The sequence below is a fragment of the Rhizobium sp. SG741 genome (assembly GCF_012275435.1).
In the GTDB taxonomy this organism is placed as follows: Bacteria; Pseudomonadota; Alphaproteobacteria; order Rhizobiales; family Rhizobiaceae; genus Rhizobium; species Rhizobium lusitanum.
Map to the genome: position 1 here is coordinate 61,669 of NZ_JAAZQP010000015.1, position 22,038 is coordinate 83,706.

The window sequence follows — 22,038 nt, forward strand, 5'->3', positions numbered from 1 at the left end:
CTACAGCGCGCCATGCCTGGCGACGCCCTGAAGCATGGTGATAAGGCCCGCTTCGCGTTCGGACTTCAGCTGTTCCTGGCCTCGGCCTTTCACAGCATCGGCGGTAGAAGCAGCCACGGCACTTATGGTCGCTTCATCGAGCTTCGCGTCCAGCAGCGTGTCCCAGATTGCCTGATAGGTAGGGCCGTATTTCCTGAGAAAATCCTCCATGCCGGCTGCATTCAGCTGGTTGGAGATGAAGGATCCCTGCAGCGTCCACTTCGGTCCCGGGCCGTACATGAAGGCGCGATCGACATCCTCGACGGAGGCAACGCCATCCCGGACAAGGGCAATCGCCTCGCGCCACATGGCGCCCATCAGCCGAAGGGCCAGATGGCCGGTGATCTCGCGGTTGAGCACCACGGCCTTCTTTCCCATCTCGTCATAGATGACCTTCGCACGCTGAAGCGCCTCGGGCGCCGTCAGCGTGCCACCGACGATTTCCACCAGCGGCATCAGATGCACCGGATTGAACGGATGGCCAAGCACGATGCGACCGGGAACCCGGCACTCCGTCTGCATGTCGGTCACAAGCAGCGCCGAGGAGGAAGAAGCAATCACCACCTCATCGCCGACATGGCTTTCGATTTCGGCCAGCAGCTTGCGCTTCAGTTCGATCTTTTCGGGGCCATTTTCCTGAACGAAGGCGACGGCGGAAAGCGCTTCCGCAAGCGAGGTGAAGAATTCGATTTTCCCAAGTGGTGCATTCGTTGCGCCAAGCGCATCCAGATCCGATATCAGGCCGGGCAAAGTCTGACCAAAGGCCGATTCCCGCGCCGGATCCGGATCGAAGGCGCGAACATCATGGCCTGCATGGGCGAAGGCCGCAGCCCATCTCTGGCCGATGACGCCAAAGCCGACTACGCCAATCGTAAGCTTCTGCATGAGCGTTTTCCTAATCAAGCGCCTTGCGAAACGCCTCGTTGAGGTCGTTCCATGGAATGAGGAGATCGAGCCAGGCGCCGACGCGGCCCGCGATGATGATTGCCTCATCCAGCAGGGTGTCGAAGGCAAGTGGTTCGGTCATGGCGGCTTCCAGCCGGAAGAGCAGCTTCGGCGTTTCTTCCATGTGGCAGAAGTCGCGCAGTCGGGTGGCACACTTGTTGAGCGCCAGTGCCGCCGTCTGGCGCAGCACCTGCTCGTCACGCTGGCCGTGCTCGGCGCGGATCCACCAGAGCAGTTCGTGCAGCACGCGCGCCTCGGCTTCCGCAGCGAAGACAGGGCCCGCAGGGTGCATGATGGCACGGGAGGCCGTCACGCGAGAAATATCCTCGGGACATGCAACCCACAACCGGGTGCGGGCTTCGAGAATATCGGACGGCAAGCCGGATGCCGGAGCTGGTGCAGGCATTTCTCCCTCGGTCAGCGTGAGGCTGCCGGAGAGGATCCGGCGGCCCTGGTCCCGCTTCAATGTTGCTGCCAGCGCCGTTATCCCCTCGATGGGTGCATCGAGATGGCCGAGCACGGTCACCTGGGCGGTCTCGGCCTGCAGCGGGGCAAAGGTGATTTCCAGGAACTGGCGGACTGGCCAGTAGATGAAGGCACCAGCCTTCGCATCCAACACGTGGGTCGCGCCTTCCACATCCTCGACGAAGGGCGCGTGCCAGTAGATATGGCTGCCGGCGATTTTCGGCGTGTGAAGCTGAAGTTCGAACGGCAGGGTCCGCAGCATGGCGCTGCGTGTCCGCTCGGCATCTCCGGTCAGTTTGATCGGCCAACTCTGCCCTTCGGCCGAGAAGAGAAGTTGCATATTACTTATCCAGGTTGAAGAAGGAGACAGGTTTCAGGATCTGGTTCTGCATGTTCAGCAGATAGTCGGTCTCGATGACCTTCAGGCGGTAGGCCTGCCATTCCGGATCGGCTTCCATCCGGTCGCGGCGGGCTTCGCGGTCGGCAAGGCCGTCGTATTTCCAAAGGTGCACGGTGCGCGAAAGGTCGCCGATATGCGTCTGGAAAAAGCCGAAGGGCTGGCCAAGATAATGCTGTTGCATCGGCAGGCCGACTTCCTCATAAAGCTTGAGAAACTTCGGCAGCATGTTCGGCTTGGCGGTGTAAGTGCGGTGGTCGAAGATCACAATCTGCTCCTTGCTCTCGTTGAATTCACATTCAGTCGGCGCTGCGCACCGTTTCCATGATTAGCCGGGCCGTCAGGGTCGGCGCTTCCGTCTGCGGTACATGCCCGACGCCTGAAAGCAGATGGACTGCGGCAAAGTCCGGCGCGCGTGCGGCATGGTTCGCCGGGATGACACGATCCGAGCGGCCCCAGATGATCCGGGTGGGCACAGACAGCGCCTTCAGCGCCGGCATCATGTCAAACGCCTGGGTGTCGTTGGCGAAGAGCTTGCCTGCCAGCGCTTCAAGAACCCCGCGGTTGCCGATCTTTTCCATCTGCCGGATGACGGCGGCGGCATATCCCTGAGGCAAAGTCGCATTCTCGCCCAGCATCACGGTCAGCCAGCGATCGAGAGCGTCTGGTGTTTCCGAGCGGGTCAAGCCGTTGATGAAGCTGCCGTTGATCTCCGGTCCAAGTCCGCCCGGCGCCAGTAGTGTCACCGATTGAACGGCAACGCGCCCAAGGCTCGTCAGCGCCAATGCGGTGGCGCCACCCAGGGAATGGCCGACGAGATGAGCCCGTTCGATGCCTTCGGCTTCCAGCCTATCGGAGACCCGGTGGGCAAGCTGTTCGATGCTGTCCACTGGCTGATCGGCACTTGATCCATGGCCGGGCAGGTCGAGTGCCAGTGTCTCGATATCCCTGCCGAGCAATGGCAAGACCTGTCGCCACGCGGATCTGTCGGCACCGAAGCCATGCAGCAGGACGATCGGTATCGAACGCGAACCGGTTGCCATGATTGCAGCGGTAGCAGATGTTGATGAAAGACCATACGATGCCGCAGGCATGTTATTTGCTTCAAGCGCCTTGGCAACGTCGCGCTGCTTGATCCTTCCATTCGGTCCGGTGCCCATAACGCCGGCGAGATCGATCCCGGCCTGTCGGGCTATCCGTCGCGCGAGGGGGCTGGCGACGATGCGGTCATCCGTGCCGCGAAGCATCTTGGCGGGTAGCGGATCTGCAACGGCTTTTTCCAAACCAGAGGTGCCTCCCGCTGATACGGGATCCGGCGTGCTGGCGGTCGGCTCAGTTATTATCTCCTCGGTATCGGAAATCATTCCAAGAACCGCGCCGACGGGCGCTTCTTGTCCCTCGGCAAAATTGATCCGGACGAGCCATCCGTCATGGCTGGCTTCCACCTCGGTCGCGGCCTTGGCCGTTTCCACGGTCACGATCAGGTCGCCGGCCTTCACCCGGTCGCCGGGCCTGGCAGCCCAACTGACGACAAGCACGGACTCCATGTATTCGCCACCGGCGCTCTCGATGCTGATTGGATGATTTGCCATGCCTGTTTCCTCACTTCAGCGTAGCGAGGGCGGCAGCGCGGATCTTGTCCGCATTCGGCAGCATCGCGATTTCGAGAGGTTCGGAATAGGGAATCGGCATGTCCGGCAGCGTGACGCGCGCAACCGGTGCATCCAACTCGTCAAACGCGAAATCCATGATTGTTGCGGACAGCTCTGCTGCATAACCGCAGAATCGCCAGCCCTCGTTGACCACCACCGCATGGTGGGTCTTGGAAATCGAGGCGACGATGGCGCTGACGTCGAGCGGGCGCAGCGAGCGAAGATCGATCACCTCGGCAGAAACGCCGTCAGCCTGCAACAGGTCGGCCGCCTTGACCGCCTCAACTACCATTTTCGACGTGGCGAAAATGGAGACATCCTTTCCCTCGCGCAGCGTCGCCGCCTTGCCGAGCGGCACGATGATGTCGCCATCGGGTACTTCGCCACGAACATTATAGAGAAGCTTGTGTTCCAGGAAGACGACCGGTTGCTCGTCCCGGATGGCGGCCTTCAACATGCCCTTGGCATCGGCTGGCGTAGAGGGTGCGACAACCTTGATGCCCGGGATATGGGCCAGCATGGAATCCAGCGCCTTGGAATGTTGCGCGCCGGCACCCGAGCCGCCGCCGCCCTGCGTACGCAGGACGAAAGGCATCTTCACCTTGCCGTCCCAGATATAGTTGTAGATCGAGGCCTGGTTCACCAGCGCGTCGAGCGACAGGGGGATGAAGTCGGCATACATGATCTCGAGCACCGGGCGTGTACCGGTCATGGCCGCCGTCACGGCCATTGCCGTCATCGCCTGCTCCGAGATCGGTGTGTCGCGCACCCGGCTTACGCCGAATTCCTCCATCAGCCCCTTGGTCACCTTGAAGACGCCGCCATAGCGGCCGATGTCTTCGCCGAAGATAAATACGGAGGGATCGGCAGCCATTTCTTCGCGCAGCGCGGCATTCAGGGCTTCGGCATATCGCATCAGGGCCATATCAGTGTGCCTCGCTGTAGGGATTGCATGCTTCGTCGATGGCAAACTGCGGCATCGGATCGGAAAGGGCGGTGGCGAAGGCCTCATCCACCTCTGCCTTGGCCTTGGCCTCGACCTCAGCCAGTTTCGTTTCTCCGACATCGGCCACCAGCGCATCGCGGGAAATCTTCAATGGGTCGCGGGCCTTCCAGGCGGCGATCTCTTCGGCTGTCTGGTAGCCACCCATATCGGAGGTCGAAAAGCCTTCAAGGCGATAGGTCTTGCACTCGATCATGCCAGGCCCTTCGCAGCGGCGCGCGCGCTCCGCCATGGCGCCGACCGCGCGATAGATCGCCACGGCATCATTGCCATCGACAATCTCGGAAGGCATGCCGTAGCCGGCAGCGCGAATGGAGATGTCCTTGACCGAGGACTGCACATCGGACGGCACGGTCAGGCCAAACTGATTGTGCTCCAGAACGAAAACGACCGGCAGCTTCCAGAGAGCGGCTATGTTCATGGCTTCGTGACAGATGCCGGTCTGCGCCGCGCCATCGCCGAAGACGCACATGGCGACGTTGGGCTGGCCCATCACCTGCATGGAAAGTGCCATGCCCGTGGCCGCCGGAATGCCGGCACCGACAATCGCATTGCCGCCGATGACACCTTTTTCCACATCCGCCACCAGCATATGGCCTGCGCGGCCTGCGCAGGCGCCTGTCTCGCGACCGAAGATTTCGGCGATGACCGGCCGCATCTTCATGCCCTTGCCGATGTAGACTGCATGTCCGCGATGGGTTGTCGTGACCTTGTCGCCGGCTTCCAGCACGGCGGTGGCCGCGATGCCAACCGCTTCCTGGCCGTCACACCGGTGGATCGGACCGCGCGTGCGACCTTCCTTGTGCAGTGCTCCCAGCCCCTCTTCGAGGTGGCGGACCATCAGCATCTTCCGGTAGATTTCGAGATGTTCTTCAACCGAAGGCGTGTTTTTCACGAGCCCCTCCTAAATGTCATTCCAAATTTAATACAAAAGTGTCGACACTTTGCAAGCCATTCCTGCCTGTAAATCTCATGGCGTGCAACATTTTCCCCGAGGTGCGTTTTGAGGCCCTTGCGGCTTAGTTGACAGGCAGGCTGGAGCGAAGCGCAGCCAGCATTTCGTCGAGATCCGCACAGGGCAGGCATCCAATTTCGGCCACGTCAGAGCGGACATCCACGGGAAGGCCGGAGTTCGAATCCTTCGGTATTTCGTTCAGCCTGCCGCCGATGATGACGGGAAGATCAATCCCTTGCTCCGCCATCACCTTCTTGACCGCCTTGGCGTAGGAAAGGGCGACACCATTATAGGTGCTGATGGCGATGATACTGGCGCCGGTGGCGTTTGCACTGGCGACCAGCGTCTCCGGATCGATGGCGACACCGGCATCCACCAGATCGGCGCCCAGCCCTTCCAGTGCCTGCTCGACAAGATATTTGCCGTGCTCGTGGACATCGGTTGTGCCGATGCACACCAGTGGACGGCGCAGGCCATCAAGCGGTTTCTGCATCTCGACCCAGTCCGCGGCCTTCTGGTTCAGCTCCCGCGCCCATTCGGCGTGGATCAGCGGTTTGCGGCTGCGCCCGGTCTCCAAGCCTGGGCCGAACAGCGCCTCCATGCGCTTCGGTCCCATGCGTCGGATGGCCAGCATAAAGGCAGCGGGGTCGGTGATGTCGACGCCGCGTTCCGCCATGCCTGACAGGACCGACGCGGCAAACCGCTGGCCGCCTTCGACGAGCACATCCGCCATCGCCTCGATCTTTTCCCAGTCCAGAACAGCGGCATAGAAGGGGGCGTGCGAGGCCATGCGGCTGGCGAAGGCCTGGGCATCGATGATCTCGTCGACATCAGGTATGCGCTGGTTCTCGGTCACCGGAACCGGATTGATCGCATGGCCTGATGGCCAGCGCCCAAGGGCTACGATATCGGCCAGCAGGTAGCTTGCAAGGCTGGCGTAATTGGCGGCCGGCGTCGATTGATAGGCAACGGTGTTGCCGAAGATCATGGTGCCAGGCGTATCATTGACCCTGACAAGCGCCGCATGAAACGCCGCGCGCGACAACGGGTCGCTGAAATGGTGGCCGTAGCAATGGGCAAGGCGAGCGCCGATCAGGTCCTCGATGATGTGCTTCTCGACAATGACCATGCCGAGCGCACAGGCCATGTCGATGAAGAGGCCGGCAAAGCCGTCATCCAGATTGGAGTGAACAAGAACAGTCTGTTCCTGAGCGGCAATCAGGCCGAGTGCAGTTACCGTCGCCTCGGTCGTTGCCACATCATCATCCCAGTAGGGCAGGCGGAAGGTGAAATACTGGCCCAGATTGCCGATGGAGGAAGCTCCGGCCGCAACAGCGGCGCGCGTGTTCTCGATTGCTCCGGGAAGGCCGAGCATGAAATCGCCGAAGTGGGCGGCGGCTGGGGCCGCATTGGTGATCCGCGCGAAATCTTCCGCGCCGGTCAGAACGATGCCCGTTCCGCGGGATGCCTTGGCACGCATTGCCTCCGGATATCCCATGGACCAGTCGAGGGTGATGCCGAAGCGATCGACAGTGACGCCGGCCTTGGCGCTGGTCTCATAGACGCTGCGGATGGCATCTATGGTGCGGTTGACATCACGAAAACCGATATGGGCATGCTGCATGATGCGGCCCTCGGCAGCACCCTTGCGCTTCCATTCGGCTTCGGAGGCAACATTCTTCTCCGTCATGAACAAGCACGTGCCCAGCCGCCAGTCGCGGGCCATGGCGCGCCCGGCGCTGAGGAGATCGGCACCGGGCTTCATGCGCGGGTCGACCAGGATGGGGGAGGCATCAGCTGTCATGGGCAACCTCGGTCACGAAACGGCGGATCACATCGGCGAACTGCGCGGGCCTTGCCTGCGGGTGGAAGTGCGCTCCGGCCAGGGTGGTCAGGACCCCGCCGCCGATAGCATCGGCAATGATATGGGAAAGCTCCGGCGGCGTCAGGATGTCGCCCTCTGCGGCGATGACTTGCACATTTCTTGCGATGTGCCTCAGGTCATCGAGGCGATCGTGATCGAGCAGCATGCGCACGCGCGCAGCGGTCACTTCGAATGGCGCAAGCGCCGTGTTCGCGGCAGCTACAGCAGTTTCCAACTGTTCGGCATGTAGTTCGAGATAAGCGGATTCGTGACCAAAGACATGGGTCAGCCGCTGGTAGGCTTCTGCAAGCCCGGCGTCCAGCAGGGCCGCGCGTGCGCGAAAGACGGTGCGAAACCGCTCGTCGGCGCGTGCCCATGAACTGCTGATCGTATAGCTTACGCCGCTTTCCGGATGGTCGAGGGCCAATGTCTGGGCAATTGCCCCGCCGGTGGAGTGGCCGACCACGTGCATCGGTCCACCTTCCTGGGCAACGATACCGGCAACATCCGCCGAAATCTGCCCGATGGAGTAGCCGCTCGTCGGCCTGTCGCTGCGGCCGGCACCGCGATGGTCGACGACAACCAGGCGGAATTCATGTTCAAGCTCGCGCACTACTCCGGTCCAGAAACGGCCATCTCCGCCAAGCCCGGGTATAAGCAGGATCTTCGGGCCACGATCCCCGAAAATCTCGTAGTGAACCCGACAGCCGTCTGGTGCGACATGAAATGGCATCAGCGTCTGGCTCCATCGCCGAGGAAATTCCGAATGGATGCAGCCAGGCTCAGCGCTGTTACCGCAGAAGTCTTGGGATTGTCCGGTGAAGGCGCATTGGCGAAGCGGAAGGTGGCATGGCCCGCAGCGCTCTCGGCTTCGATCTCGTGCATATTGGTATCGATATCGGGATCGGCAATGACAGCAACAATGAACTGGGCCGGATGAACGGTCAATGCGACGGTGAAGGCCGCGTTCAGGTTCTTGGGATAAAGCCTGGCAGCTTCCGCCGGCGTGCCTTCGAACAAGGTAACGGCAGTTTTCGTGCCAGACAACCCGAGCGCCTCCAGCTTGCTGCGCCAGGCAGCCAGAGGCTTCTTCAGGCGATAGCGTATTTTTACATCCGGCAGTCGCGAAACGGCCGCGAGGTAATCCAGTCCGCCGATTGCGCCTGACGGGATGATGAGGGACGCGCCGGACCTTGCTCTGGCTTCAGAAATCCTCCCGGTGATCTCGGGATCGGCCAGTGCGCCCATCGAGGCAACGAGAACCGATATGCCGGCTTCCATCAAGGCCGGTACATGGATGGAAACACTTTCCTGTCCCGCTGCTTCAATGACCAGCGCAGGTCTTTTGCCGATCAGGTCATCCAGCACGGTAACCCTGGCAACGTTTTCCGGAACCTTGGCTGAAGAACCCTCACGAACCAGCGCAACCCAGCGGAGCGGCTCGTCACCGAGCGCGGCAACGACTTGCCGCGCCAAGGCGCCGAAGCCGATCAGTCCGACAGTGGCTGGTCCGAGAGATGCCATATCTATTCCTTGCCCTGCTTCAGTGGGTCGAACTTGTCCGCAAGATCTGCGCCGAACACGGTCTGACGCTCGATTTCGAGGACGTTTTCTGGCCGCGGGAAATTTGAGGGAACGCGATCGCCGGGCTTGCGAGGCTTGCCGATCAGCCGGAAGAAGTCTTCGAGGCCATTGGGCACGATCAGCCAGACCCAGCGCAGGCGCGTCTCGCCGTCATTGATGAACATGTGGCGCATGTTTTTCGGCAGGAAGATGACGCTGTCCGGCCCGATCGGAAATTCCTTGCCGTCGACGACAGCGCGGCCATGGCCCTCTATGACATAGACGGCTTCCTCGTTGCGATCATGGGTGTGCTCGCGAACATAGCCGCCCGGCGCCACCGACTGGGTGCCGAGACCGAAGGGATGATCCATCGGTACGATGTGTGGGGCCAGCGCCACGTCGATGTGGCCGTTTGCCGGCACGGGCTGCCAGTAGCTTTCGTGCTCATTTGCCGTCGAGATATGAACGCCAGGCGGAAGCTTGGCTTTTTCGGTGTCTTCCATCGTGCTGCCTTTCAACAAGAAGTAGGTCGTGAGCTCGGATCAGCCGGTGGCCTCCGCCAGCCTATCGGTTCTGGCGAAGCATGGTCCCGGCGGCGATGTAACCCCAGGTGAGGTTCGGCCCGAGCGTCGTGCCGGCACCAACGGCGCGGGTGCCGATCGGATTGGCCATGGCAAGGCCTGCGGCATAGAGGCCGGTGATGATCGATCCATCCTCGCGCAGCACCTGGCCGAACTCGTTGGTGCGCGCCCCGCCCTTGGTCCCGATGATCGAGCGGTTGACCGACATGCCGATATAGGGTGCCTTGTCGATCGGCATCAGGCGCACCTGGCCGCCATCCTTCTTCCGCTCCCAGGCTGCTTCGCCACGGTGAAAATCGTCGTCATGGCCCTTGGCGCAGAGTTCGTTCCAGCGCGCGACGGATTGCTTCAATTCCGCAGCGGGCAGGCCGAGCTTGGCAGCCAGCTCATCCAGCGTATCGGCCTTCTTCACCCAGTCCGGTTCATAGGAAGCGTACCAGCGAAAGGGCAGGGAAGTCTGCATGAAGCGATGATCGCCGACGAGATAGCATGGCAACTGCACAGGCGAGCCATCCGGATTTCTGACGTCGATCGCCTCGCCGATATTGAAATGCGCCTCGCTGATGAAACGCTTGCCATGGCGGTTCACGACGATGGAGTGCGGCTCGTAGAGAAAGTTGACGGGCAGGCCGTATCGCTTGCCCTCGTATCGGGTCGGCAGGCAGACATAGACGTTTGCCTGATCCATATTGTCGAGATGGGCGCCGGCAGCGGCGGCAAGCTTCTGGCCATCGCCCTCGTTGGTAGATGGCGTGCCGATGCGATCGAAAGGTCCCGGAAAATGCCGCTCGCGCATTTCCTTGTCCCACTCGAAGCCGCCCGAGGCGATGACGACGCCGCGGCTTGCGGGGATGATTTCCTTCTTGCCGCCGCTCTCGACTTCGACGCCGGTGACGCGACCGCTTTCGTCCTGCACAAGCCGCACAGCGCGGGTTTCGAGCCTGAAGGTAACGCCAGCATCAAGGCATCCCTTGATAAGGCCGGTCATCAGCGCGGTGCCCTGCCCACCGGAATTTGTCAGCCAGCGCCAGAGAAGTTTTGGCCACATCTTCAGGCCGGCCAGGATCGGATGGTGATAGAGATTGAGCTTGACGTTTTCCTGGTAGGTGAAGATGTGCGGCAGCGTGGAGCGCCGCATCTTGCTCGCATATCTGCCGACGATCCTGCGGCTGAGCGGCATCGGCGAAAGCATCCGACCATATTTCTTGCCGCCGGGCGCCTCGACATAAGGGTCCGGTTCATCGATGAGCTTGAAGTTCAGCGGGGTGTTGTCAGACAGGAATTTCAGCATCTCCGGCGCATTCTCGACGAAGGACTGATGTCTGACATCTTCCTTCTCGACCCATTCACTGGTTTGCACAGCGCGCAGATAATCGATTGCGTCCTTCTTGCTGTCGGAAATGCCTTCGGCGGCTGCAATGTGATTGGCCGGAATCCACACGCCTGCACCGGACATCGCCGAAGTGCCACCGAGCAGCCCGCTCTTCTCGATCGCAACGACCTTCAGGCCGCCCTTTGCGGCGCGAAGCGCTGCCGAGCACGCAGCCGATCCTGTGCCGATAACGACAACATCAAACATCACAACCTCTTTCCCCGACTTCTTTTGAGGCAGTATGGGACGAGATTTTTGATCTGTCTACTTATCTGTCGACACTTTTGAGGATATTATTTTATTTTTGCTTGGCTTGCGCAGTTGATTTTAGTGCGGGTCAATAGTCCGTTTTCGCTGGAGGCCATCAGCCAGTTTCGCCAATTCGCAATGGTCTTGCCGAACGGCCGGGCAATACATGCGGTCTAATGTGACCGACCTTCTGCAGTTCTTAACGCGGGAGGTAGGCAATAGACAGGAGCAAGGCATGGGGCGTCCCCCACAATCTATCGGCGGTCAATGTCGATCGCTTTTCCGCTATCCCGGCCACATCAGTACTCAAGCTACACGGTCGTCCAGAATCTTATCCAGAGTCTCGGCACTCGTATCGACAAGCAGCCCTGTCTTTCCCTCGGCGCCTGCATTGTTGAAGAACACGTCAATCTTTCCGAACCGTGCCTTGGTCGACGCGACGAAGTTCTGCACCTCGGTCTCTTTCGAAACGTCGGCGGCGATAACGACGCTTCGGTCCGGCTCGAGACCGAGCTCGGCGGACATCGCTTCGAGAGCGTCCTTGTTCAGATCGACGAGGACGAGATTAGCACCCTGATCATGGAAAGCTTTCGTCTCAGCTTTTCCAATCCCGCCGGCCGCTCCGGTGATAAGGACGGCTTTATCTTTGAATTGCATATGCGTCTCCAGTCTGCTGAAATTTTTGGAATCCCGATTTCCGGGACAGGTCACACGTCGGCTTTCATAACGTTAGGACGGCTGGACGAATTCAGTGAACTTGACCTTGTACTCGACGTCTCGACGGCTGTACTTCCAGGCGCCGTCTTCGCGCTCCAACCAGCCGTGATAGACGCAGATGCTGCCCTCGGTCTTGCCGTCCTTGACCACGAAGAACTGCAGGTAGGCCTTTTGTCGTGCGGTATCGCCTTCGAATGTAATGATCTCGTTGGTCGTGAGGTGATGCATGTTGCCGAAAGGCTCGTTGCAGAGCTTTACGAACGCCGCAAGCTCCTCTGGACCGCGAGGGCGCTGCCCCTCGATCAGAGCGTTGAATACGCCGCTCTTCGTGAAGCACGCTGCCCAGGCCTTTCCGTCGGCATCGTCGACAGCGTAGTTGTACTCCGCATTCAGAGTCTTGATTTCCAGTATGTCGGCGACGCGGGCCGTATCTATCGTCTCAGTCATTGGTTCCCCATTTTTTGCTACTCACAGGGCGTCGCTGATGTGCTCGCCGCCAAAAAGATCGTGCATTTCTGGCAACAGGTCTTGGCGTAGAGGGAATGGAGATTTTGCGGGGAGAGAACTGGAAGGAACTCAAGAAGCGTTGAATACTCTCGACCTCAACGGGGATTTTCGGTGATCCGTGTCGATCGGCAGACCCGCGCTGCCGCCGATCGATCGCACGCTGAGCAATGGCCCTCCGGATCTCGGGATTTGTGCTCATGCTGCCTAACCTGGCATTCCTGATGGGCGGCGAGATCTATCAGGCCGCCGATCTAACTCAGCAATTATCCTTGTGAGCTCCACGTTAGGAAGGTTTCTGGTTTGACGCCATCCGTCCGCGCTTTCTCGATCAGCGGTCTGAGGGTGTCGTTGACGAATTCTTCCATTGTCGTGCGCATGGCAGGACGATCATCGCGAAACTTCACACGCCCATCGTTAAGAGCAGCCGAGGTGTTCTTATCATAGACCCACCGATCAAGCGTTCCGAACCGCTCCCGGAATACCGTTTCGACCTCACGATTGCTCGTATCGACGAAGCGATAGTCCACCTCTCTACCGAGTGCCCGGCCGACAATCGCGGCGATCTCGGGCATGGTGTAATCGATGCCCAGTTGCTTTGCGGATCGATGCCGGTCAGTCGGCGTGTCGAACTCCTTCGCCGCGAAATCCGCGATGTCCTGGATGGCAACCCAAGGAGCTTTGACGTTGGGGTCAAGCGACCAGCCGATCCCATTGTGCTGCGCGATCGAGTCGACCCACCTGGACAGGTCCTCCATGAACCAGCCACCCTGCAAGTGCACCAAATTGATGTCGCGTAGTCGGTTGAGGATCTGATCCAGGATATGGAAGCCCTGGAAATGGCCGGTGTTCCCGCTGACCTCGGATCCCATTCCGGTCAGGCTCACGGCAAGTTTCACCGGGGAATCCCGAAGTGTGTCGAAAAACCGAAGTGCTACCGTAGGGTAGTGCCCATGAAAGTCCTCGGCAGCCCAAAGGGTTTTGACCAGCAGGAACGCAGCGTCGGCGTCTTCGAAGAACCTGCCAAGCTCACCATCACCTGTGTCGAAGCTACCAAGGAACGGCTCTGCTCCTTTCGCGACAAGTGCATCGAGGGCAGGCCCTCCTCTCGAAAGGGCTTTGACTGAATGGCCTTTGGCCAAGAGGTTCTCGGTAAGTTTGGCACCGATCCTGCCGGTCGCGCCAACCACGGCAATACGCATGGCTAATCTCCTAGAGTTGTCTGACCAAGATCCTAAAGGATTGCGTCGCGCGTCAAAATTGGAGATAATACCATATGATCTCGAAATCGGGCCAATCGTTGAATAAGCGACCTCCCTGCAGTACCGCTTGCGATCTGAGCCTCTCGCATGGGCCGGCGATGGCAATCAGGATGGACTTCGCCGACTATGAAGCCGAGGGGCTGCTGCACCAGCACCGGCAGGGTCAACTGATCGTGGCGCTCCATGGCGCGGTTACCTGCAGAGCGGAAAGTGGGGTCTGGATCGTTCCTCCCGACTGCGGATTTTGGGTGCCCGGTGGCGTTCCTCACAGCAATCAGGTCACGTCCAATGCTCGTCTAACCTACCTGTTTGTCGAGCCCGGCGCGGCCATGCTTCCGGCTGAATGCTGCACGCTTTCGGTATCGCCGATGCTTCGGGAGATGATACTTCGGGTAGCGGAACTATCAGATGGCGATGTGCGCGACGCTCATGTCGATCGCCTCGTGCGGGTCATGCTCGATGAGCTCGCGCTAATGCCGCGTGAGGGGCTGGAGCTACCTATATCTGACCATCCAAAGATCGCCTTGATCGCTGCGGCTCTTTTGGCAGACCCGAGCGACCGCCGTACCCTCGGCCAATGGGCTGAGTATGTCGCCGTCAGTGAGCGATCGTTGAAGAGGCTTATGGTCCAACAGACAGGATTGAGCTTCGGCCGTTGGCGGCGCCAGCTACATCTCGTCATCGCGCTGCGGGAACTTGCCGGCGGTGCAACAGTCCAGCAGGTGGCAGGCGACTTAGGGTACGAATCAACGACCGCCTTCATCGTCATGTTCAGGAAGGCGCTCGGGACCACGCCATCGCGCTATTTTGCCGATCGGCTTTTGAGCACCGAGCGCGCGTGAGACGTTGCCCATCCGAGGTATCGGCGGCGACAATCCTAAGTCTACTTTCTGCCTAAAGCCTGAGGACGTCAGCCAACGGGCGCTTAGCAGTGGTCTTCGCGGACTTGGCTAGCGTGCCCAAGCCGGCCCGATCCAGTGCCATCCATATCCGATACGATCGACGCGCTCACACCTTCCTCTCGGCAATTGCCTTCGCTGCAAGCCTCATCTTCTGGCTCAATCAATCAGCCCTGACCCTCGATCACGACTTGAAATTCTTCTTCGTCAACAATATCTGAGGGTCACTTCCTGTGCGGACGATATCCTGCTCGCTGCAATCGCCGCGGCGTTTGATATTGTCCCGGGATACAAAAGAAGGCGCTCCCCTCACGGGTCGAGCGCCTTTTTTGTGTCGGAGGCGACCGCAAACGAGGTGCTGCATCTTGACCGCGACCGCTTTGCGGATGAGATCTGTAGTCAAACACTCCGTGGGAACACATGCCATTTTTTCTGGTGACGCAGACATCGCTGGTCGAAGCTCAAGATGAGCAGGAGGCCGCTCAAACGGGCGTCGACCGCCTCCGCTCCGGAGGACAGGTCACCGTCGCGGTAAAATCGGATGAAAAGACGATCACGCACGTCGTTGTTGCCGCAGTGGTCGAAGAGCCTCTCCCGGTCTCGCCCTCCGAAACCATCAATCCATCGCCCGCTGCTGTTGCTATCCCCGAAGCTGCCTTAGCCGCACCGGAAAGCAGGAAACTGATCTTGAAGCGCATGATGGCTGACGCGCTGGCCCTACTGGGGCGGCGAACCTAGTCGCATCCTCAAAAAATTGCTTTCCACCAGCATTCTATCGTCTTCGCGCTCCGGCTCGAACTGATAAGTGATGATCGAAAAAGAAAAGCAGGAAGGATGAACCCGTCGCAGATCGGCCTCCTGCCGACGCTGTCGCTCAACAGCGGCCTGCGTCATCCCGGCCACTTGTCCTGCGCAGGGCTATTAGCCCCGCTCGTCCTGCACAGCAGGGATGCTCGGCCGCAGCTGCGGCAGTCCGGCCGCTCGGCGGTCCGGGAGGTGTCTTCGAGAAAAGATGAAGACAGGAAGGGCCGGCAAGGCGCCGGTCCGGAACCCTCCAGACAAGGACAAATCCCATGCAGATCATGAAGGTTGACCCACGCGCGCTCAAAGAAAACCCCGACCGGATGCGCCAGTCGAAGTCGTCGCCGCAGGCCGATGCGCTGATGCTGGCGACGATCAAGGCCGTCGGAATCGTGCAGCCGCCGGTCGTCGCACCGGAAACGGATGGCGGAAACGGCTACGTCATCGATGCCGGCCATCGCCGCGTGCGCCTTGCCATCGCCGCCGACCTGGAAGAAATCGAGATCCTCGTCGTAGATGCCGCCAACGACAATCCTGGTTCTTGGGGCGCCATGCGCTCGATGGTCGAGAACTCTGTTCGCGAGGCGCTCAACCCGGTTGATCAATGGCGAGGCATCGAACGCCTCGTGGCTCTCGGCTGGACCGAGGAGGCGATTGCTGTCGCTCTCGCGCTTCCCGTCCGCCAGATCCGCAAGCTGCGCCTGCTTGCCAACGTGCTTCCGGCCATGCTCGAACAAATGGCTCTGGGCGACATGCCGTCCGAGCAGCAGCTGCGGATCATTGCGGCCGCCGGGCAGGTCGACCAGAAGGAGGTCTGGAAGGCGCATAAGCCGAAGAAGGGCGACACGGCTCCTTGGTGGCAGATCGGCAATGCGCTCACGAAGAAGCGCATGTATGCCCGCGATGCGAGCTTTGGCGACGACCTGGCCCAGGCCTATGGGATCGAGTGGGTTGAGGATCTTTTCGCGCCAGCCGACCAGGACGGGCGCTACACGACGAATGTCGAGGGTTTCCTTGGCGCGCAGCATGAATGGATGACCGCCAACCTACCGAAGCGCGGCGCGATCGTCGAGGTCAACAGCTGGGGCCAGCCGGAGTTGCCGAAGAAGGCGGCCGAAGTCTACGCAACTCCCTCGTCTTCCAGCAGTTGGCCAAAGCGCCGCAGGAGGTAACGATAATTCTCCACGGTGGCAGGCTTGTAGCTTTTGGCGGAGAGGCTTTCCTCGAAAGAGGCGAGGTACGGCTCAAGGCAGGTAAACCGGTTGGATATGTCCATCATTGTGCTCCGGGTTGGTGGAGCAACAATTTTCTTCAAAAACCTCTACATCAATTCGATACCGGCCTTTGCTGACCTGCTGGCAGACACGACGTGGTCGAGTTGATTAAGTCACGCCATGAGTGCCGTAAGAGGGTGGTTTGCCACATATCGGCAGGGAAGAGATATCGATGTTGACAAAATAGGACAAGCGACCTAATCATCGGACTAGGACAAATGACCTAATTCGAATTTGGGGAAAGCTTCTTGATCGCCGATCTCTTCAATACCTTTCAGCTAGGCGATTTGCCTCTGTCCAATCGCATGGTGATGGCGCCGATGACGCGCAACCGCGCCGATGGTGAGGGCAATGTGACGCCCGTTATGGTTTTGCACTACCAACAGCGAGCTTCTGCGGGTTTAATCATCGCCGAGTCCGCTACTGTTTCTCCTGAGGCTGTTGGCTACCCCTTTACTCCCGGCGTTTTCACCGACACACACGTAAGCAGTTGGCTGCGACTGACCAACGCCGTGCATTCCGCAGGAGGCCGTATTTTCGTCCAACTGCAACACTGCGGACGAATTTCCCACCCGAGCCTCCAACCAAGGGAAGCCGTTCCGGTCGCGCCATCGCCCGTTCGCCCATCCGGCAAGGCAGTCACGTACGCCGGGATGCAGGACTTTGTGACGCCTCGTGAACTCATGCTTCAGGAAATCACAGGCCTTGTCGCTCAGTTTCGCCATGCCGCGGAATTGGCAAAACGGGCAGGATTCGACGGGGTCGAGATTCACGGAGCGAACGGATACCTGATCGACCAGTTCCTGCGCGACGGCAGCAACCGGCGAAGTGACGCGTATGGCGGCAATGTTGGCAATCGTATGCGATTGCTAAATGAGATCCTTGCCGCCGTCAGTGAAGTTTGGCCCGCAGGGAGGATTGGTGTGCGCCTGACACCAGAAAACAGCTTCAACTCTATGGGGGACTCCGACCCGCAAGCTCATTTCGAATACATCGTCCGGGAACTTGGCGCTCGTGGCCTTGCGTATGTCCATGTGCTTCAGGGGGATATGTCAAAAAAATCGTCCGCAGTTGACTATCGCGCTCTGCGGTCGTGTTTCGGTGGCACATACATCGCGAACAACGGCTATGACTTGGACCTGGCAAGACAGGCAATCGCAAATGGCGATGCCGATCTCGTGGCATTCGGCCTGCCCTTTCTCGCCAACCCTGACCTCGTACGGCGTTACCGGCAGGGATTGCCGTTGAACACGGCTGATCCAGCGACTTTCTATGGTGGGGGTGACGCCGGATATACTGATTATCCGTTCTTCACGGGCGAAGCGGCCTCCGCTGCCTAAAGCGCCGAAGACCAACAGGAGGCACTGCAATGGTAAATCGGGCGACACGCGAGGAGATTGTCGGCGTAGCGGACGATCTGTTCTATCGCAGAGGATATGATCACACATCCTTTGCAGACATTGCCGAACTGGTGAAGATTTCTCGCGGCAATTTCTATCATCATTTCAAGACGAAGGACGACATTCTCGAAGCGGTAATCCAGAAACGCCTGTCTGATCGCAATGCTATGCTGGAGCGATGGGAGATGGAGGGTAAGACACCGGTAGAGCGGATCTCTAGCTTTATCGATATCCTGATCGTGAATGGGGATAAGATCAAACTGTATGGATGCCCGATCGGAACCTTAACGAGCGAGCTTGCGAAGCTGAACCATGCAGCGCGGGCAGACGCCGGCAGACTGTTCATGCTGTTCCGGACGTGGCTCCGCCGTCAGTTCGTCGCACTCGGCCGAGAAGCCGATGCGGATGCGCTTGCGATGCATCTTCTCTCTCAAAGTCAGGGCGTGGCGACCCTTTTCAATGCCTTCCAGGATGAAGACTTCGTTCAGCGCGAGGTTGCTCAGATGAAGGAGTGGTTGAAGGATACGGCGGCCGAAAGCTCCAAAGCTGATCGCGGATAAGCTGCCTCCGAACATACCTACTACGCGTCGTAGCGCGGCGAGGCATTTCTCATTCCATCACAGCTCAAAAAGCAGGACGTCTATGTTTATCGTATTTCTCAGATTTTCGGACAACAAGACGCAGGCCTCCCAATTCATTGAGGGACACAATGTCTGGATCAAAAGAGGTTTCGACAGCGGGGCTTTTCTTCTTGCAGGCAGCCTCCAGCCAAACGCGGGCGGGACACTCCTTGCCCACAATATTGATCGGGAAAGCCTCGAAGCGTTGGTTCAGGAGGATCCTTTCGTTGCAGAGCGCGTGGTGAGCGCCGAGATCCATGAAGTCACGCCAGGCCGCGTTGATGAACGGCTTATTTTCCTGAAAGGGTAATCTATGAGCGGAACTGTCCTGGGTCTTGACGGACGGCTGCGCTGCCGTTGGTGCGCTGCCGCACCGGAGTTTCTTCATTACCATGACACCGAGTGGGGCTTTCCGGTCTCCGACGATTTTCGTCTTTTCGAAAAGCTCTGCCTCGAAGGCTTTCAGTCGGGCTTGAGCTGGCGAACAATCCTGGCCAAGCGCGAGAACTTCAGGTCCGCCTTTTGGGCCTTCGATTTCAACCGCATCGCGCAATTCAATGACGCCGACATCGAACGGCTCTTGAAGGACGAGGGAATTGTACGCCATCGTGACAAAATCAATGCTGTCATCAACAATGCGAAGCGTGCGCAAGAACTCGTCAAGGCGGAGGGCTCCTTCGTCAACTACATCTGGCGCTTCGAGCCGAGACGTGAAGATTGCGCCGAACCGCAGACTGCATCGACTTCCGCAGCTTCTATCGCGCTATCGAACGATTTGAAAAAGCGTGGGTGGTCCTTCGTCGGGCCAACCACCGTCTACGCCTTCATGCAGGCGATGGGGCTCATCAATGACCACGCTTGGGGATGCGAGATCAGGGCTTCGGTCGAAGAGGCGAGAGCGGATTTCCAGCGACCAGCGTAGCCAACGGAAAGCAAACCGGTAGCTACTATGCCAACCATCAAGGCGGAGTTGGTGTTTAATTTCAGTGCCGTTCTCATCAGATTCGGCATAATGTTCACTGGACGGCAGCAGAACATCGTGTCGGACGCGACCTGTCGCGCTATGCCAAGGACCGGACGGAGCGGGTGCGGTAAGAACTCGTTGCCGAACTTGGCAGTTGCTTCCTCTGCGCCGACCTCGGTATCGCGCCGGAGCTCGAGCCGCGTCCGGATCACGCTTCATATCTGCAGTCGTGGCTCTCGGTGCTGGCCAACGACAAGCGGGCGATCTTCCAAGCAGCAGCCCATGCGCAACGCGCCGTTAGTTTCCTGCATTCCTTGCAACCGGGAGCGGATGTGAACGTTGCGGCCTGACGTTCAGGCGCGGTCGTCACTACCGGCGGCGGCCGCGTGATCCATAACCTGTTGGTCCCCATCTCGTTGATCTTGGAGACCTTGCGCAATGTCGGCATCCAGCCTTCCCCAGATCGACGGTTTTGGAGCGTCGGATTTGGATTTACGGGATGGTTTGCGTTCGACGATGAACGGCTTGGTCTGCTGACGCATTGATCCTCCAGGCTGTGATTCGCGAGCGCAACGATATCGCACCGGGCGCCGTCAGCAAGCGGACCAATGTTTGCAGGAACGCTTGTCCCCGATCGAAGCAGGCAACGACAGCGGTCCAAGCGGGGTGGCGCAGGATACCATTCGTGCCCAAGGCGAATGCGGCGGAACACCATTGCCATATCCCTTCCCGTCAGAGTCTCCGGCGACCCATCTGCGGGCTCGATGCGGCATGTCTGACCGGAGACCGGCTGCGCCTCGATCGTTTTCCCGCAACGACAACTCGCAGATTTCTTACCCCGGAGCCCAGTCTACCCCACTCGACAGGTCGAGCGGGGTAGACTGGGTGCGGTCCGATCGTCACCGGTCTGTTCGACAGCCACCGAGGCCGCGATGGGCGCGGCTCGAACAAGAGAAAAGGAATACGACAATGGCTACCATTGGCACCTTCACCTCCACCGAAAGCGGCTTCACCGGCTCCAATCGCACTCTCGCCTCAACGTCAAGGCCCGCATCGCCCGGGTGGAGAACCCCTCAGACAAGGGCCCACAGTTCCGCGTCTACGCCGGCAGCGTCGAGCTGGCGCGGCCTGGCAGAAGACCTCCGAGCAAGGCCGCGACTATCTCTCGGTCGAGCTTGACGATCCGAGCTTCCCGGCTCCGATCTACGCAGCGCTCGCCGAAGTCGAAGGCGAAGATGGCCTCCAGCTCATCTGGTCCCGCCCGAACCGGGATTGATGAAGATCACGGGCTCCGCCTCGGGCGGAGCCTTTCCCCGTCGGGAATGGCGGTCTGCGATTAGCGCACGTCGAACCTGGCGAGCATCTTGCGCAATTGCGCGTTCTGCTCGATGAGCTTCTCTGCAAGCTGACGTCGCAACGCATCGACTTCCGCATCGAGGTCGGCCATTTCGTCGATGAATGATTTTGGGCCCGCAGCGACAGCATGCGCGACGTCGCCGGTTTGGTCGACGGAGACCACCGCCTCCACAACCGGCGCAACCTTCTTTCTGCGTGTCGGCACTGGCTTCACCAGCGCCTCAGCAGTTTTAGTTCGCGTGGAAACAGGAACGTCTTCTTCAATCGGAGGCGCTGTTTCGCCGACGGCGGTCGCAGGTTCTGGGTCGGAGTGCGGCGCGGGTGAAGTCTCTTCGACTAGCGTCGCTGGGACGAGATCGACGGCGGTTGTCTCGGGGCCCGGATGTTTCTCTTCGGGGGCAGGTTTGTATTCGAGAGCAATGGTCTTGGGTGCGGCTGCGGGGCTTTCGTCTTGACTATGTGGTTTCGGTCTACGCGACACCAGGTCAGCCACAAATCTCCATGGTGTTCTCATCACATGTAACCTTCAAAGCGTGGCGGCGGGACATTGCCGCGGTCATTCATTGTCAGCAGGACCGCATTCATCCTGGCCCTATCAGACGAAAGATCAGCGGCGCCATCACGTGTGAACGCGCGACGCCGCTCCAAAACGAAAATCAGGCCTTGCCAAGACGCTTGCGCAGATCCGCATTCTCGGCGCGCAGCTTTTCGGAGAGCTCCTTACGAAGCTGCTTATTCTCTTCCTCAAGCTTGATGAGGTCGGCGATATCGTCAATGCTGCCCACAGGGGCGGCGACCGGAGCGGAAGCAGCAGCACCAACGCGGGGCTTGCGAGTGGCGGCCGTTTTCGGTGCGGCAGCTGCCTTCTCGGCCTTGACCGGAGCCGTCGTGGAACCACGCTTCGCACGCGTCTTCTTGCCCGGCTTTTCGACAGGCGCAGCGGTAGCATCGACGGTGCTGGCTTCAGCGACAGCTTTCGGCGTCCGCGGCTTGCGGGTTTTCTTTTCGGCGGGGACTGCGGCCGGTGTTTCCGTCGTCGCAGTTGTTTCAATCGTGTTTTCGTCGGCCATCAGTGTTCTCCTCTGTCAGGCGGGTCAAGCTTTTGATTCGTTGCGAATTAAAGTCAATGCGGGGAGCCGTGTTTTCGCGTGCAATC

24 protein-coding genes and 3 pseudogenes are annotated in these 22,038 nt (G+C 59.7%); 10 read left to right on the top strand and 17 right to left on the bottom strand.

All coding sequences use genetic code 11. The features are described 5' to 3' along the window. From FHT29_RS29095 to FHT29_RS29160, 14 genes are all read right to left on the bottom strand, one after another. Positions 1-924, bottom strand: coding sequence for a 3-hydroxyacyl-CoA dehydrogenase NAD-binding domain-containing protein (locus tag FHT29_RS29095; RefSeq protein ID WP_168600729.1), 924 nt, complete (start codon positions 922-924; stop codon positions 1-3). 10 nt (positions 925-934) lie between these two features. Then, a complete protein-coding gene (locus FHT29_RS29100; protein ID WP_168600730.1) occupies positions 935-1,789 on the bottom strand; it encodes a hypothetical protein in 855 nt (284 codons plus the stop codon). A gap of 1 nt (position 1,790) precedes the next feature. Continuing rightward, positions 1,791-2,114: an NIPSNAP family protein gene (locus tag FHT29_RS29105; RefSeq protein WP_168600731.1), complete on the bottom strand. Its 324-nt coding sequence runs from the start codon at positions 2,112-2,114 to the stop codon at positions 1,791-1,793. A 31-nt stretch (positions 2,115-2,145) separates the two neighbouring features. Next, entirely contained in the window at positions 2,146-3,438 is a 1,293-nt protein-coding gene (locus FHT29_RS29110; protein WP_168600732.1) for an acetoin dehydrogenase dihydrolipoyllysine-residue acetyltransferase subunit, read from the bottom strand. Between the two features lie 10 nt (positions 3,439-3,448). After that, a complete protein-coding gene (locus FHT29_RS29115) occupies positions 3,449-4,423 on the bottom strand; it encodes an alpha-ketoacid dehydrogenase subunit beta (protein WP_047558214.1) in 975 nt (324 codons plus the stop codon). Position 4,424: 1 nt separating this feature from the next. Then, positions 4,425-5,396: a thiamine pyrophosphate-dependent dehydrogenase E1 component subunit alpha gene (locus FHT29_RS29120; protein WP_168600733.1), complete on the bottom strand. Its 972-nt coding sequence runs from the start codon at positions 5,394-5,396 to the stop codon at positions 4,425-4,427. Positions 5,397-5,520: 124 nt separating this feature from the next. Beyond that, positions 5,521-7,260, bottom strand: coding sequence for a cobalamin-dependent protein (locus FHT29_RS29125; RefSeq protein WP_168600734.1), 1,740 nt, complete (start codon positions 7,258-7,260; stop codon positions 5,521-5,523). After that, the gene (locus FHT29_RS29130) at positions 7,250-8,053 is read right to left on the bottom strand and encodes an alpha/beta hydrolase (RefSeq protein WP_168600735.1); all 804 of its coding nucleotides are present in this window, start codon (positions 8,051-8,053) and stop codon (positions 7,250-7,252) included. Before FHT29_RS29130 ends, FHT29_RS29125 begins: the two co-directional genes overlap by 11 nt. Beyond that, on the bottom strand, positions 8,053-8,844 hold the full coding sequence (locus FHT29_RS29135) for an aspartate dehydrogenase (RefSeq protein ID WP_168600736.1): 792 nt from the start codon (positions 8,842-8,844) through the stop codon (positions 8,053-8,055). Before FHT29_RS29135 ends, FHT29_RS29130 begins: the two co-directional genes overlap by 1 nt. 2 nt (positions 8,845-8,846) lie before the next feature. Next, a complete protein-coding gene (locus FHT29_RS29140) occupies positions 8,847-9,386 on the bottom strand; it encodes a cupin domain-containing protein (RefSeq protein WP_047558226.1) in 540 nt (179 codons plus the stop codon). Positions 9,387-9,447: 61 nt separating this feature from the next. Continuing rightward, complete coding sequence (locus FHT29_RS29145) at positions 9,448-11,043, bottom strand: FAD-dependent oxidoreductase (RefSeq protein ID WP_047558228.1); 1,596 nt, start codon at positions 11,041-11,043, stop codon at positions 9,448-9,450. A 348-nt stretch (positions 11,044-11,391) separates the two neighbouring features. Next, positions 11,392-11,742 (bottom strand): SDR family NAD(P)-dependent oxidoreductase, encoded by a 351-nt coding sequence (locus tag FHT29_RS29150; RefSeq protein WP_168600737.1) that lies wholly within the window; start codon positions 11,740-11,742, stop codon positions 11,392-11,394. Positions 11,743-11,814: 72 nt separating this feature from the next. Further along, entirely contained in the window at positions 11,815-12,249 is a 435-nt protein-coding gene (locus FHT29_RS29155; RefSeq protein ID WP_168600738.1) for a nuclear transport factor 2 family protein, read from the bottom strand. Positions 12,250-12,572: 323 nt separating this feature from the next. Beyond that, entirely contained in the window at positions 12,573-13,508 is a 936-nt protein-coding gene (locus tag FHT29_RS29160) for an NmrA family NAD(P)-binding protein (protein WP_168600739.1), read from the bottom strand. Between the two features lie 74 nt (positions 13,509-13,582). Between FHT29_RS29160 and FHT29_RS29165 the strand changes: the two genes are divergently transcribed. The 9 genes and pseudogenes from FHT29_RS29165 to FHT29_RS29205 form a co-directional block, all read left to right on the top strand. Then, positions 13,583-14,410: a helix-turn-helix transcriptional regulator gene (locus FHT29_RS29165; protein ID WP_168600740.1), complete on the top strand. Its 828-nt coding sequence runs from the start codon at positions 13,583-13,585 to the stop codon at positions 14,408-14,410. Positions 14,411-14,523: 113 nt separating this feature from the next. Further along, positions 14,524-14,688 carry a hypothetical protein gene (locus FHT29_RS29170; protein WP_156151574.1) on the top strand — a complete coding sequence of 55 codons (165 nt, stop codon included), beginning with the start codon at positions 14,524-14,526 and terminating at the stop codon, positions 14,686-14,688. Between the two features lie 199 nt (positions 14,689-14,887). Continuing rightward, positions 14,888-15,205: a hypothetical protein gene (locus tag FHT29_RS29175; protein ID WP_168600741.1), complete on the top strand. Its 318-nt coding sequence runs from the start codon at positions 14,888-14,890 to the stop codon at positions 15,203-15,205. A gap of 335 nt (positions 15,206-15,540) precedes the next feature. Beyond that, positions 15,541-16,380 (top strand): annotated as a pseudogene (locus tag FHT29_RS29180) (ParB N-terminal domain-containing protein); the annotation flags it as partial. A gap of 410 nt (positions 16,381-16,790) precedes the next feature. Further along, on the top strand, positions 16,791-17,882 hold the full coding sequence (locus FHT29_RS29185) for an alkene reductase (protein ID WP_168600742.1): 1,092 nt from the start codon (positions 16,791-16,793) through the stop codon (positions 17,880-17,882). A 29-nt stretch (positions 17,883-17,911) separates the two neighbouring features. Next, positions 17,912-18,502: a TetR/AcrR family transcriptional regulator gene (locus FHT29_RS29190; protein ID WP_168600743.1), complete on the top strand. Its 591-nt coding sequence runs from the start codon at positions 17,912-17,914 to the stop codon at positions 18,500-18,502. Between the two features lie 82 nt (positions 18,503-18,584). Beyond that, positions 18,585-18,872: a hypothetical protein gene (locus tag FHT29_RS29195; protein ID WP_168600744.1), complete on the top strand. Its 288-nt coding sequence runs from the start codon at positions 18,585-18,587 to the stop codon at positions 18,870-18,872. Positions 18,873-18,875: 3 nt separating this feature from the next. Beyond that, positions 18,876-19,484, top strand: coding sequence for a DNA-3-methyladenine glycosylase I (locus FHT29_RS29200; RefSeq protein WP_168600745.1), 609 nt, complete (start codon positions 18,876-18,878; stop codon positions 19,482-19,484). Positions 19,485-19,579: 95 nt separating this feature from the next. Continuing rightward, positions 19,580-19,876: pseudogene (locus FHT29_RS29205) on the top strand (zincin-like metallopeptidase domain-containing protein); the annotation flags it as partial. A gap of 3 nt (positions 19,877-19,879) precedes the next feature. Here FHT29_RS29205 and FHT29_RS29210 read toward each other — a convergent pair. Then, positions 19,880-20,068: a hypothetical protein gene (locus FHT29_RS29210; RefSeq protein WP_168600746.1), complete on the bottom strand. Its 189-nt coding sequence runs from the start codon at positions 20,066-20,068 to the stop codon at positions 19,880-19,882. 427 nt (positions 20,069-20,495) lie between these two features. Here FHT29_RS29210 and FHT29_RS29215 point away from each other — a divergent pair. Next, positions 20,496-20,802, top strand: a pseudogene (locus FHT29_RS29215) (DUF736 domain-containing protein). Between the two features lie 60 nt (positions 20,803-20,862). Here FHT29_RS29215 and FHT29_RS29220 read toward each other — a convergent pair. Then, positions 20,863-21,375 (bottom strand): hypothetical protein, encoded by a 513-nt coding sequence (locus FHT29_RS29220; RefSeq protein WP_145677147.1) that lies wholly within the window; start codon positions 21,373-21,375, stop codon positions 20,863-20,865. A gap of 163 nt (positions 21,376-21,538) precedes the next feature. Further along, positions 21,539-21,952, bottom strand: coding sequence for a SyrB-like regulator (locus FHT29_RS29225; RefSeq protein ID WP_168600747.1), 414 nt, complete (start codon positions 21,950-21,952; stop codon positions 21,539-21,541). Positions 21,953-22,038: the final 86 nt, after the last annotated feature.